The 12,812-nt window shown below is 71.0% G+C and carries 11 protein-coding genes and 1 tRNA gene; 9 read left to right on the forward strand and 3 right to left on the reverse strand.

What is annotated here, in order from left to right:
* Window positions 1–167: 167 nt before the first annotated feature.
* Genes E6R62_RS15270 through E6R62_RS15280 form a run of 3 tightly spaced genes read left to right on the forward strand, consistent with a single transcriptional unit; the run spans window position 168 to window position 3,339 of the window.
* Window positions 168–1,856: a TerD family protein gene (locus E6R62_RS15270; RefSeq protein WP_136213954.1), complete on the forward strand. Its 1,689-nt coding sequence runs from the start codon at window positions 168–170 to the stop codon at window positions 1,854–1,856.
* Between the two features lie 29 nt (window positions 1,857–1,885).
* Window positions 1,886–2,566 (forward strand): AIM24 family protein, encoded by a 681-nt coding sequence (locus E6R62_RS15275; RefSeq protein ID WP_136214002.1) that lies wholly within the window; start codon window positions 1,886–1,888, stop codon window positions 2,564–2,566.
* Between the two features lie 17 nt (window positions 2,567–2,583).
* Complete coding sequence (locus E6R62_RS15280) at window positions 2,584–3,339, forward strand: AIM24 family protein (RefSeq protein WP_136213955.1); 756 nt, start codon at window positions 2,584–2,586, stop codon at window positions 3,337–3,339.
* A gap of 59 nt (window positions 3,340–3,398) precedes the next feature.
* Here E6R62_RS15280 and E6R62_RS15285 read toward each other — a convergent pair whose 3' ends face one another.
* Together E6R62_RS15285 and E6R62_RS15290 are read right to left on the reverse strand one after the other, a co-directional pair.
* Window positions 3,399–3,923 carry an NUDIX hydrolase gene (locus E6R62_RS15285; protein ID WP_136213956.1) on the reverse strand — a complete coding sequence of 175 codons (525 nt, stop codon included), beginning with the start codon at window positions 3,921–3,923 and terminating at the stop codon, window positions 3,399–3,401.
* Complete coding sequence (locus tag E6R62_RS15290; RefSeq protein ID WP_136213957.1) at window positions 3,920–5,404, reverse strand: zinc-dependent metalloprotease; 1,485 nt, start codon at window positions 5,402–5,404, stop codon at window positions 3,920–3,922. Before E6R62_RS15290 ends, E6R62_RS15285 begins: the two co-directional genes overlap by 4 nt.
* A 270-nt stretch (window positions 5,405–5,674) precedes the next feature.
* Between E6R62_RS15290 and E6R62_RS15295 the strand changes: the two genes are divergently transcribed.
* The 4 genes from E6R62_RS15295 to E6R62_RS15310 all read left to right on the forward strand — a co-directional run bounded on the left by E6R62_RS15295 (window position 5,675) and on the right by E6R62_RS15310 (window position 9,034).
* Window positions 5,675–6,775, forward strand: a complete 1,101-nt coding sequence (locus tag E6R62_RS15295; RefSeq protein ID WP_136214003.1) for an SDR family oxidoreductase — start codon at window positions 5,675–5,677, stop codon at window positions 6,773–6,775.
* A gap of 140 nt (window positions 6,776–6,915) precedes the next feature.
* Window positions 6,916–7,377, forward strand: coding sequence for a molybdenum cofactor biosynthesis protein MoaE (locus tag E6R62_RS15300; protein WP_136213958.1), 462 nt, complete (start codon window positions 6,916–6,918; stop codon window positions 7,375–7,377).
* 146 nt (window positions 7,378–7,523) lie between these two features.
* The gene (locus E6R62_RS15305) at window positions 7,524–7,727 is read left to right on the forward strand and encodes a hypothetical protein (RefSeq protein ID WP_136213959.1); all 204 of its coding nucleotides are present in this window, start codon (window positions 7,524–7,526) and stop codon (window positions 7,725–7,727) included.
* Window positions 7,728–7,945: 218 nt separating this feature from the next.
* On the forward strand, window positions 7,946–9,034 hold the full coding sequence (locus tag E6R62_RS15310; RefSeq protein ID WP_136213960.1) for a PDZ domain-containing protein: 1,089 nt from the start codon (window positions 7,946–7,948) through the stop codon (window positions 9,032–9,034).
* A gap of 26 nt (window positions 9,035–9,060) precedes the next feature.
* On the opposite strand, the gene E6R62_RS15315 is transcribed toward E6R62_RS15310, so the two are convergent.
* Window positions 9,061–9,627 (reverse strand): PPA1309 family protein, encoded by a 567-nt coding sequence (locus E6R62_RS15315; protein WP_136213961.1) that lies wholly within the window; start codon window positions 9,625–9,627, stop codon window positions 9,061–9,063.
* Window positions 9,628–9,738: 111 nt separating this feature from the next.
* Between E6R62_RS15315 and E6R62_RS15320 the strand changes: the two genes are divergently transcribed.
* Together E6R62_RS15320 and E6R62_RS15325 are read left to right on the forward strand one after the other, a co-directional pair.
* Window positions 9,739–12,645: a UPF0182 family protein gene (locus E6R62_RS15320; protein ID WP_136213962.1), complete on the forward strand. Its 2,907-nt coding sequence runs from the start codon at window positions 9,739–9,741 to the stop codon at window positions 12,643–12,645.
* A gap of 52 nt (window positions 12,646–12,697) precedes the next feature.
* Window positions 12,698–12,771 (forward strand) — tRNA-Met (locus E6R62_RS15325).
* Window positions 12,772–12,812 lie beyond the last annotated feature (41 nt).

The raw sequence follows: 12,812 nt of genomic DNA on the forward strand, positions 1-12,812 counted from the left end.
CCGGCCGCGAGGAATGACCGGCCGCGGGGGGATGACCCGGCCGCGGGGGGATGTGTACCGGCTCGGTACCGGCTTGGCCGAATGTCCGCCACAGCCGTTAGCCTGAGCGGCACGCATTCGGAGTCGGATGCGCGCATTCACAGTCGGGATGGGGGACGGTCGTACGCATGGCCAGGGAATTCCAACGCGGCCACAAGGCCAAGCTCAGTGATCTGACGGCAGGCACCGATCTGTACGTGGGCGTCCGGATCGCCGGTGCCGGGCTCTCCATCGACATCAGCTGCTTCGGCCTCGACGCCAACGAGCAACTGTCGGACGACCGCTACTTCGTCTTCTACAACCAGCCGAAGTCGCCCGAGGAGTCCATTCAGCAGCTCGGAGCCCAGGCCGGCGACACCGAGTCCTTCCGGGTGACCCTGGACCGCGTGCCCGCGCACATCCACAAGCTGTCCTTCGCCGCCTCCATCGACGGCGCCGGACAGATGTCGCAGATCGGCCCCGGCTACATCCGGGTCGTGGCGGGCGGCGAGGAAGTCGTCCGCTACTCGTTCACGGGCGCGGAGTTCAGCACCGAGCGCGCGCTGATGATCGGTGACTTCTACCTCAAGGACGTGTGGCGCTTCGCCGCCGTCGGCCAGGGCTTCGACGGCGGACTCGCCGCCCTGCTGGAGAACTTCGGCGGCGAGGTCGCCGAGGAGGAACCCGAGCCGCAGGCCAAGCCGCAGCCCCAGGCCCCGACCGCCGCCCCCGGCTTCGCCCCGCCCCCACAGGCCCCGGCTCCGGCGCCCGCGTTCGGCATGCCCGCCCCCCAGGCCACACCCGCCCCGCCGGCGCCCCCCGCCCCCGCCCCGCACGAGCCGGTGCACTCGGCCCCCACGATGGTCGGCCCCCTGGTGCCCGCGCCCCCGACGGCCCCCTACGGGCAGCCGCCGCACGCGCCCCAGCCGCCCGGGCCGCCCTCGTACGGCCAGGTCCCGAACCAGCAGCCCTCGTACGGCGGTCAGGTACCCCCGCCCGGCCCGGTGCCCCCGCCGCACGGCCACCCCGCGCCCTACGGCCAACCGGCACCGTACGGTCAGCAGCCCGGCTACCCCCAGCAGCCGCCGTACGGTCAGCAGCCCGGGCCCCCGCAGCAGTCCCCCTACGGCCGGCAGCCCGGCCACCCCCAGCCGGCCGTCGCCGGCGCGGGCACCCCTGGGCTCACCGCCGCCCTCAGCCGCTACAAGGAAGCCCCCACCGGCGCCCGCTGGACCCCGCAGAACCACCAACTGATGCGGGTCGACCTCGCGATGGGCGACGGCCGGCCCGTCCTCGCCCGCCAGGGCAGCATGGTCCTCTACCAGGGCAAGGTCGACTTCAGCTACAAGGGCGCCGGCTTCGCCGGCCGTATCGTCGGCAACGCCACCGGCCAGGAGATGCAGCTCATGCGCTGCACCGGCCGCGGCCAGGTCTTCCTCGCCGAGAACGGCGCCCACCTGCACGCGATCGAGCTCCAGGGCGACGGCATCTGCGTCTCCGCCGAGAGCGTCCTCGCCTTCGACGAGTCCCTCCAACACGAGGTCCGCCGGATCGAGGGCCACGGCATCCCGGGCGGCGCCCTGTTCACCATGCTCTTCCAAGGCTCCGGCACCGTGATCGTCAAGACGCACGGGACCCCCGTCGTCCTGCCCGTCACCCCGACCACCTTCGCGGACAGCAACGCCATCGTCGCCTGGTCCGCCGCCTCCCAGGTGATCATTTCCAGCCAGGTCCGGCTGCGCCGCAACGCCTACCCCGGCCACAGCGGGGAGACCGTGAACCTCCAGTTCCGCGGCGCCCCCGGGAACTTCATCGTCGTCCAGCCGTACGAGGTCTGAGGGAGCCCCACATGAATGCCATGAACGCAATGAACCAGCAGCTCGCGGGCTACGCCCCGACCCCCGTCACGGCCCGCATGGAGAACCACGGGCCGGCCATGCTCAAGGTGGCCATGCAGAGCGGCCACGACCTCTTCGCCCGCACCGGCTCGATGGTCGCCTACGAGGGCTTCGTGCAGTACGAGCCCAACCCGCCGGCCGTGCGCCAGATGGCCTCGCAATGGCTCACCGGCGAGGGCGCCCCCCTGATGAAGTGCACCGGTGACGGCCTGCTCTACCTCGCCGACTACGGCGCGGACGTCGTCGTCATCAACCTCGCCAACGACGCCCTCTCCGTCAACGGAACCAACGTGCTCGCCTTCGACGCCCAGCTCCAGTGGGGCGTCGAGCGGGTCAAGGGCATGGCCAAGTTCGCCGGCCAGGGCCTGTTCAACGTACAGATCTCCGGCACCGGCTGGGTGGCCATCACCTCCCGGGGCACGCCGATCGTGGTCGACTGCGGCCGCGGCGAGGACGAGACGTACGTCGACCCGGACGCGCTGGTCGCCTGGTCCCCCAACCTCAAGGTCAAGGGCAAGCGCAGCTTCAAGGCCTCGTCGATGATCGGCCGGGGCAGCGGGGAGGCCTACCAGATGGCCTTCTCCGGGCAGGGCATCGTCGTCGTACAGCCCAGCGAGGACAGCACCGACCGGCTCCGGACCCGGGGCTGAGGGGGAGCGGACACATCATGCAGAGCGCACTTTTCGCCCACGCAGAGGCGCAGTCCCAGGACCGGTACACCGTCCAGAACCCCCAGTTGCTGCGGGTCTCCCTGAGCGGCTCCGACGACGTCCTCGCCCGCAAGGGCGCGATGGTCGCCTACCAGGGGATCATCGACTTCGACGGCGAGTACCAGAGCACCACCCAGCGCACCGCCCGCGCCCGCACCGGCGAGGGCCTGGACCTCATGCGCTGCTCGGGGCAGGGCACGGTCTACCTGGCCAACCTCGCGCAGTACGTCCACGTCGTGGACGTGGACCAGGACGGCCTCACCGTCGACAGCGGCTACGTGCTGGCCCTGGACTCCACCCTGCACACCGAGGCCGTCGCGGTGGACAGCCAGTACGGGATCTCCGGATCGGGCAAGTACCAGCTCAACATCACCGGTCGCGGCAAGGTCGCCCTGATGACCTCGGGACAGCCACTGATGATGCAGGTCACGCCGGACAAGTACGTCAACGCCGACGCGGACGCCATCGTCGCCTGGTCCACCTCGCTGCGCGTGCAGATGCAGGCCCAGACGCACTCCACCGGCGTGTGGCGGCGCCGCGGCAACACCGGCGAGGGCTGGGAGCTCAGCTTCCTCGGCACCGGCTTCGCCCTGGTGCAGCCCAGCGAGCTGCTGCCGCCGCAGAACGCCCAGCTCGGGCAGGGCCTGGCCGCCCAGTACGGCATGGGCCAGCACGGCGCCCACGCCCAGAACCAGAACAACGCCTGGAACTGAGCACTCGCGTACCGGTCGGGGCGGTCCCGCGGGACCGCCCCGACCCGTCCCTCAGCCCGTCACAGGCGGGCCCGGGTGGCCTCCACCAGCCGCACCACCGACGCGTCGGCCACCGCCGCCACCTCGTCGTACGGGAACCAGCGCAGGTCCAGCGACTCCTCGCTGATCTCCGCCACCGCGTCGGCCGGGGCGAGCGCCGCGTACTGCACGTCCAGGTGCCAGTTGCACGGCGGCGGGATCGGGTGCCGGTCCAGTCGTACGGGGCCACCCGGCAGCAGGGTCAGCCCCGTCGGGATGCCCGACTCCTCGCGGGCCTCGCGCAGCGCCGCCTCCGCGAGGGTCGCGTCGCCGGGCTCGCAGTGTCCGCCCATCTGGAGCCACATGCCGAGCTTCTTGTGCAGGGTCAGCAGCACCCGCCCCCGCGCCGGGTCGACCACCAGCGCGCTGCCGGTGATGTGTCCGGCCCGGCAGGGCTTGTAGACGCCGTCCGGATGGGCGGCGAGGTGCTCCAGATACAGCTCGCGCAGCTCGGGCTGGCCCTCGTACCCCTTGAGGACGAGGACCGCGTCGTCGTGAAGGCTCACTTCTTCTCTTCGCCCTCGCCATCGGCCTCGCCCTGGCCGCCCTGAGCGTCCTGGTCTCCGTGGGAGCCCTGGACACCGTGGTCGGGTCGGCCACCCCGCTCGCGCTTCTCGGCCGCCTCGCCGAGCATCTTGTCGATCTCGGAGAAGTCCAGCTGCTCCCGGTGCACGAACCCGTCGGGGTCGTCCAGGTCGGATGCCGTCGGCAGCATGTCCGGGTGCTCCCAGAGCCCGTCGCGGCCGTCCATCCCCCGGGCGTCGGTGAGCGAGGCCCACAGCCGCGAGGCGTCGCGCAGCCGGCGCGGGCGCAGCTCCAACCCGATCAGCGTGGCGAAGGTCTGCTCCGCCGGGCCGCCCGAGGCGCGGCGCCGGCGCATCGTCTCGCGCATCGCGTCCGCGGAGGTCAGTCGGGGCTTGGCGGCCTCGTGCACCACCGCGTCGACCCAGCCCTCGACCAGCGCGAGCGCCGTCTCCAGCCGAGCCAGCGCGGCCTTCTGCTCGGGGGTGTCCTGCGGCTGGAACATGCCGCCCTGGAGGGCTTCCTGCAACTGCTCCGGGTTCGACGGGTCGATCTGGCCGACCACGTCCTCCAGCTTCGAGGTGTCTACCTTGATGCCGCGCGCGTAGCCCTCGACCGCGCCGAACAGGTGCGAGCGCAGCCACGGCACGTGCGCGAAGAGACGGGCGTGCGCCGCCTCGCGCAGCGCCAGGTACAGCCGCACCTCGTCGGACGGGACGCCCAGGTCCTTGCCGAAGCCCTGGATGTTCAACGGGAGGAGAGCGGCCTTGCCGGCCGGACCCAGCGGCAGCCCGATGTCGGTCGAGCCGACGACCTCACCGGCGAGCACGCCCACGGCCTGGCCGATCTGCTGGCCGAACATGGCCCCGCCCATGGAGCGCATCATGCCGAGCAGGGGACCCGCCATCGCCTGCATCTCCTCGGGCAGCACGCTGCCCATGGCGACGCCGACGCGCTCGGCGACCGGGTCGACGAGCTCCTTCCACACGGGCAGGGTGGCCTCGACCCACTCGGCCCGGCTCCACGCCACGGCGGTCGGGGCGCCCGAGGGCAGCGAGGTGACCCCGTCCAGCCAGTGGTCGGCGAGGCGCAGGGCCTCCTCGACCGCCGACTTCTCGGCGATGCCGACGCTGGCGTCCTTCACGCCGTCCGCCGTGCCCTGGGCGACGGTCCGGCGGGCGATGTCCTTGGCCATGTCCCAGTTCACGGGACCGCCCTCGTAGCTCAGCATCTGGCCGAGCTGCTGGAAGGCCGCACCCAGGTCATTCGGGTTCATGGCGCCGAACATCGCGGCGAACGGGTTGTCCGCGCCGGCGCCGGGGGTCCCGGCGCCGCCCGGCAGGCCCGTGCCGAACCCGAACGGATTCGGGCCGCCCGGGCCGCCCTCGTTGCCCTTCTTCTTGCCCTCGTCGCCGTTCTCCGGCTCCTCCGGCGGAAGGCCGAATCCGAATGGGGTGTCGCTCACGGGTTTCCTCGGCTCGTAGGGCCGCCGGCGGGTGCCGACGGGCGATGGTCCGACAACACCACCCAGCGTAGACACCCGGCCCGCTTCCGGGCTCGGTGCTCCGTCGGGTCCTGGGCTGCGGCAGGATGGACATCACCTGGTGGGTACGCGTCACGGCGCGTCCCCACTGAAGACAACCGCTGGAGACGCCCGGTGAGTTCCCGAGATCCGTACGCTTTGGACAAAGACAGCTCGCACGAGCCCGACCCCGCGGCGCCCGCCGAAGACGACGTGGAGCCCGGTGAAAGCGGCGTTCGCCCGCCGCGAAACCCGGCTGTCCGGGGGCCCGTGATCGCGGTGACCGGCGCCGCGTCGGGCGTCGGCGCGGCGCTGGTGAGCCGCCTCGCCGCGTCCGACGAGGTCAAGCAGGTCGTGGCCATCGACGAGCGGCGCGGCGACTGCGCTTCCGCGACCTGGCACGTCCTGGACGTACGGGACCCCGCGATCGCCGAGAAGCTGCGGGGCGCCGACGTGGTCGTCCACCTCGCGCTGGACCTGGACCTGGAAACGGACCCGGCGGCCCGCACCGCGTACAACGTGCGCGGCACCCAGACCGTGCTGACCGCCGCCGCGGCGGCCGGGGTGCACCGCGTCGTGCTCTGCACCTCCGCGATGGTCTACGGGGCGCTGCCCGACAACGACATCCCGCTGGCGGAGGACTCCGAGCTGCGGGCCACCGCCGAGGCCACCGGTGTCGGCGACCTGCTGGAGATCGAGCGCCTCGGCCGCCGCGCCCCCCGCGCGCACCCCGGGCTCAACGTCACCGTGGTCCGCCCGGCCGTGCTGGTCGGCGGCACCGACACCGCCCTGACCCGCTACTTCGAGTCGCCCCGGCTGCTGGTCGTCGCGGGATCCCGGCCCACCTGGCAGTTCTGCCACGTCGAGGACCTGGTCAGCGCCCTGGAGTACGCCGCGCTGGAGAAGGTCGACGGGGAGCTGGCGGTCGGTTGCGAGGGCTGGCTGGAGCAGGAGGAGGTCGAGGAGCTGAGCGGCATCCGCCGCATGGAGTTGCCCTCCGCCGTCGCCCTGGGCGCAGCGGCCCGACTGCACCGGATCGGCCTGACGCCGTCCCCGGCGGGCGACCTCGCGTACACGATGCACCCGTGGGTCGTCAGCGTGAGCGCGCTGCACGCCGCCGGCTGGCGGCCGCGCTGGACCAACGAGGAGGTGCTCGCCGAGCTGCTCCAGGAGGTGGCGGGCCGCCACACGGTCGCCGGCCGGCGCCTGGGCCGCAAGGACGCCGCCACGGCCGCCGGTGCGGCGGGCGCGACGGTCGCCCTGCTGGGCGCCGCCGCCGCAGTGCGCCGGGCCCGCAAGCGACGCGGGATCTGAGGGGTCGGGCCGCGTCGCGGCTCCGGCCGGCCCGGTGCGGCCGCCACCGGCGGTTTCCTGTAGGAGGCTCCCAAGGGGGCCGCTCGGGGCCGGGTGATCCCGCTATTTCGCCGGGGGCCCCCTTAGGGCACGATGGGAACATGGCTCCGCACTTCGACCACCCCGGCGAGCAGGCCGCCCAGGACCCGATCCGGCTGCTCGCGATCCGCGAGACCCCGCTCTCCGTCGACGAGGTCTTCCGGGCGGTCGGTGACGACTCGACGGGCGGTACGACGCTCTTCGTCGGCACGGTGCGCGACCACGACGGCGGGGCCGACGTCGACTCCCTCGGCTACTCCTGCCATCCCACGGCGGAGGCCGAGATGAGGCGGGTCGCCGAGCGCGTCGTGGCGAAGTTCCCGGTCCGTGCCCTCGCCGCCGTGCACCGCGTCGGCGACCTCGCGGTGGGCGACCTCGCGGTGGTCGTGGCCGTCTCCTGCCCGCACCGCGGCGAGGCCTTCGAGGCCTGCCGGATGCTGATCGACGACCTCAAGCACGAGGTCCCGATCTGGAAGCACCAGACGTTCTCGGACGGCACCGAGGAGTGGGTCGGCGCCTGCTGAACCCCCGGCCCCGATACGGCCCCCGTAAGGGGGTAACCTCACACCCGTTCGGCCGCGCAACACGCCCTCGATTTGCGTAACCCCTTTCCGGGCACGAGCGTTGAAGCCACCGACGACACGTACTTTCGGGGCAGGGAGGCACGTCCATGGCGTCACTGGCGTGGTTGCTGATTCCGCTCTTCGCCGCCATAGGCGCGGCGATATGGGGCAGCTGGGCGGCGCGCGACCGCACGGCCGGTGACATATCCGAGCTCACCGGCTACGCACGCTTCCGCGAGGCCATGGACCAGGCCGAGCCCGCCCGCATCAGAACGAGGGAAAAGGCGCACTCCGGTTCCGACGCCGTCTGACGCGTCCCGCGAGCCCCGCCCGATACCCCGGCCGCCGCGCACCTGACCCGGCCGCCGATGCAGCACGCGTCCCACGCGGCATGCCCCCCGGCCACGACCCGGCCCGGTGCACCACGCGGCACCACGCGGCCTGAGAATCCGCTGAGAGTTCCGCGGACGAAGCCCGTACGGCCCGGCCCCACGGGCCGCCCGTGAGAGGCGTCCCGTACTGTCGATCCATGCCACGCCGCACTGCGACGATGCTCGCTTCCACCCTCATGCTGTTCGCACTGCTCTGCGCGGGGGTCTTCCTCAAGGTCCCGTACTCCGAGATGAGCCCCGGCCCCACCGTGAACACGCTCGGTGAATCGCGCGGCGAGCCCGTCCTGAACATCTCCGGGCACAAGACGTACCCCACGACCGGGCACCTCAACATGACGACGGTCCGTGTCACCGGGGCGGACTACGACATGAACCTGCTGGAAGCGGTGTACGGCTGGCTGGCCGGGGACAACATCGTGGTGCCGCACGAGAACCTCTATCCGGGCGGCAAGACGGACAAGGAGTCCACGCAGGAGAACGCCGAGGAGTTCAGCCAGTCTCAGGAGAGCGCCAAGGTGGCGGCCCTCAAACAGTTGGGCATCGAGGTCCCCGTCCGCGTCGTCGTCGCCACGGTCGTCAAGGGCAGCCCCTCCGAGGGCAGACTGCACGCCGGCGACGTGATCAAGTCCGTGGACGGCGCCGCGGTGGCGGAACCGGGCGACGTGGCCAAGCTCGTCACCAAGCACAAGGCCGGGGAGCCGGTCGAGTTCGTCATCGTGCCCGCCGCCGAGGCGGCCGAGGCCGAGAAGGCGGGGCGCGAGCCGAGCACCACGACGAAGGTGACGATCGTGTCCGGGAAGGCGCAGGACGACGGTCACGCCATCGTGGGCATCCGGGCCGGGGTCGACCACACCTTCCCGTTCCCGATCGACATCAAGCTCGCCGACGTCGGCGGCCCGAGCGCCGGCCTGATGTTCGCGCTCGGCATCGTCGACAAGCTCACCCCGCAGGACCTGACCGGCGGCAAGTTCATCGCGGGCACCGGCACGATCGACGACGCGGGCAAGGTCGGCCCGATCGGCGGCATCCAGCTCAAGACCATCGGCGCCCGCAACGCGGGCGCCCGGTACTTCCTGACGCCCGCCGAGAACTGCGCCGCCGCCGCCGCGCACGTCCCCGACGGCCTGACCCTGGTCAAGGTCTCCACCATCGGCGACGCCGAGCAGGCCCTGGAGAAGATCGGCAAGGGGGACACGGCCGGACTCCCGGGCTGCACCACGTCCTGACCGTCCGGCCCGCCCCCCGCCCGGGGCTACGCGAAGGTCGCCGCCAGCGCCTCCGCGAGCCCGGGCACCAGCCCGCCGCCGGTGAGGACCTCGCTCGACGAGTCCTTCTCCCGCAGCCGGACCGCGGATTCGCGCGACCCGTCGCGCAGCACGGCCACCGTGAGGCGGACCTCCTGCCGCTCGGGGTGGGAGGCGACCCACTTCGCCAGCTGCTTGTCGTTCAGCCCCTCCGGCACGGAGGCCTCCGCGGACGGCGGCAGCATCAGCCGCTCCACGGTCAGCGCGCAGCCCACGACGGCGTCGGGCCAGGCGATGGTGCCCAGGAACTTGTCGAGCGCGGTGCCGGCCGGCACCTCCTCCTGCTCGATCGGTGTGAGCGAGGACTTGCCGGTGTCGTCCTGGTCGAGACCGAGCTGGCCGGCCAGCCGGGGCTCCTGCCTGCGCAGGCGGGCGGTGTCGACGAGGGCGAACAGCCGGGCCGGCTGGTCCCAGCCGAGGCCGGCCGCGTACTCGTCGATCTCGAGGCAGGCACGGGTCAGCGGACTGGCCGCCATGGGAGTGCCGGAAGGCGAAAGGTTGGACATGGACAACATCCTGCCTCCTTTCCACCGGATAGCGGGAACTGACCAAAGCCTCAGTAAGTTGCATGAGTGGGCCCTACGATCGGGGGCCCCGTTGACGACGAGCTCCAGCGACATTCAGAGGTGCGCACCTTGGCTTTCCAGATGCCGGACCGCGGCGCAGGCCCCTCCGGGCCACGGATGAGAGTCGGCCGCCCCTCCCGGCGCGCCCGCACTCTTCTGCTGACTCTGGGCGTGCTGGCCGTGCTGGCCATGGCGTTCATCATGTTCGCCGGCTTCTGGACGGACTGGCTCTGGTTCCGCTCCGTCGCTTACTCCAGCGTGTTCACCACCACCCTGTGGACCAAGATCGGCCTCTTCGCGGTCTTCGGGCTGCTGATGGCGGGGGCCGTCGGGTTCAACATCTGGCTGGCACACCGGTTGCGGCCCCCGCTCAGCGCGATGTCGATGGAACAGCAGAGCCTCGACCGCTACCGGATGAGCGTCGCGCCGTACAAGAAGTGGCTGCTCCTGGCCATCGCCGCGATCGTCGGCCTGATCGCGGGCGCCTCGGCCGCCGGCCAGTGGAAGACCTGGCTGATGTATGTGAACGGGGTGCCCTTCGGGAAGAAGGACCCCCAGTTCGGTCTGGACGTGTCCTTCTACACCTTCGATCTGCCCTGGTACCGCTTCCTGCTCGGCTTCGGCTTCGCGGCGGTCGTGTTGTCGGTGATCGCCGCCGTCGTCGTGCACTACCTGTACGGCGGGCTGCGCGTGACCAGCCCCGGCGCCCGGGCCACCGCCGCCGCCACCGGGCACCTGTCGGTGCTGCTCGGCCTGTTCGTGACGTTCAAGGCGATCGCGTACTGGCTCGACCGGTACGGCCTCGCCGTGAAGTCCAGCGACTTCAAGGCCGCCGACAACTGGACCGGCCTGAGGTACGTCGACGCCAACGCCTACCTCCCGGCGAAGACGATCCTCGTCGCCATCGCCGCGATCTGCGCGCTGCTTTTCTTCGCCACCCTGTGGCGCCGGACCTGGCAGCTGCCGGTCATCGGCTTCGGCCTGATGGTCCTCTCGGCGATCCTCATCGGCGGCCTGTACCCGGCGATCGTGCAGAAGTTCCAGGTCCAGCCGAACGAGCAGGCCAAGGAGTCCCCGTACGTCGAGAAGAACATCGATGCGACGCGGAACGCGTACGGCATCGCCGACGCCGAGGTGAAGGACTACCCGGGCACCGGCTCCAACACGGACCAGGCCAAGCTCCGGGCCAACGCGGACACCACGGCGAGCATCCGCCTGCTCGACCCGAACATCGTCTCGCCGGCCTTCCAGCAGCTCCAGCAGGTCAAGGGTTACTACGGCTTCCCGGCGACCCTCGCCGTCGACCGCTACAAGGGCCAGGACACCGTCATCGGCATGCGCGAGCTGAATCTCGCGGGCATCCCCAAGAACAACTGGATCAACGACCACTTCCGCTACACGCACGGCTACGGCGTGGTCGCCGCCAAGGGCACCGAGGTCACGAAGAACGGCGACCCGGTCTTCATCCAGTCCGACCTCCCCTCCAAGGGCGAGTTCGGCACGGGGAACGCCTTCAAGCAGCAGATCTACTACGGCGAGCAGACCAAGCAGTACTCGATCGTCGGCGGCCCCCAGAAGGAACTCGACTACTCCGACGACAAGGGCGAGAAGGAGACGAGCTACACCGGCAAGAGCGGTGTCAGCCTCGACAACCCGGTCAATCGCGCCGCCTACGCCCTCGCGTTCAGCGAGCCGCAGATCCTGTACTCCGGTGCCATCGGCGACGGTTCGCGCATCCTGTACAACCGTACGCCCAAGGAGCGCGTCGAGGCCGTCGCCCCCTGGCTGACCATCGACGGCGCGGCCTACCCGGCCGTGGTCGACGGCCGCGTCCAGTGGATCGTGGACGCCTACACGACGACGAACGGCTATCCGTACGCCTCGCGCACCACGCTCGGCGACTCCACGGCGGACTCGCTCACCAACAGCCAGCGCGCGGTCGTGGCGCAGGAGAACCGGGTCAACTACATCCGGAACTCGGTCAAGGCCACCGTCGACGCCTACGACGGAACGATCAAGCTGTACCAGTGGGACACCCAGGACCCGGTCCTCAAGACCTGGATGAAGGCGTTCCCCGGCACCGTCAAGGCGAAGAGCGAGATCCCCAAGGCGCTCGTCGACCACATGCGCTACCCGCAGGACCTCTACAAGGTGCAGCGCGAGCTGCTGACCCGCTACCACGTCACCGACGCCCAGACGTTCCTCAGCGGTTCCGAGGTCTGGGCCGTTCCGGACGACCCCACCACCAAGACGGGCAGCGCGGTGCCGCCGTACTACCTGTCGATGAAGATGCCCGGCCAGAAGGAGCAGGCGTTCTCGCTGACGACCACCTTCACCCCGAACGGCCGGGACAACCTGAGTGCCTTCATGGCGGTCAACGCCGATCCGGGCACCCCGGACTACGGCAAGATCCGCATCCTGAAACTGCCGACCAGTACCCCGGTCGACGGTCCCAAGCAGGTCCAGAGCAAGTTCAACTCCAAGCCGGAGATCGCCCAGGAGATCAACATCCTGAGCCGGGGCGATTCCCAGGTGGAGTACGGAAACCTGCTGACGGTGCCGCTCGACGACGGCGTGCTGAACGTCGAGCCGGTGTACGTGAAGGGCGGCGGGCTCAAGTACCCGACGCTGCGCAAGGTGCTGGTGACCTACGGCGGCCAGACGGCCTTCGAGGACACGCTGGAGAAGGCGTTGAACGTGGTGTTCGGAGCGGAGGCGCCCACCGCCCCGACGACGCCGACCACCCCGACCACTCCGCCGGGCGAGGGCACCACCACGCCCGGCACGCAGGACCCGACCGTCAAGGCGGCCCTGTCCGATGCGCAGAAGGCCGTCGAGGCGGCCGAGAAGGCACGGCAGTCGGGAGACTGGGCGGCCTACGGCAAGGCGCAGGACGACATCAAGGCGGCGCTCCAGCGGGCGGTCGACGCCGAGGCGAAGCTGACGACACCGAAGTCGGGCAGCTGATGATCACTGGGTAATGGCCCGGCCCCGCGTCGTGATACTGTGGTTTCACCGACGCGGGGTGGAGCAGCTCGGTAGCTCGCTGGGCTCATAACCCAGAGGTCGCAGGTTCAAATCCTGTCCCCGCTACTGAAAACGAAGGCCCGGATCCATGGGATCCGGGCCTTCGT

Source organism: Streptomyces sp. A1136 (genome assembly GCF_004795055.1).
GTDB lineage: Bacteria > Actinomycetota > Actinomycetes > Streptomycetales > Streptomycetaceae > Streptomyces.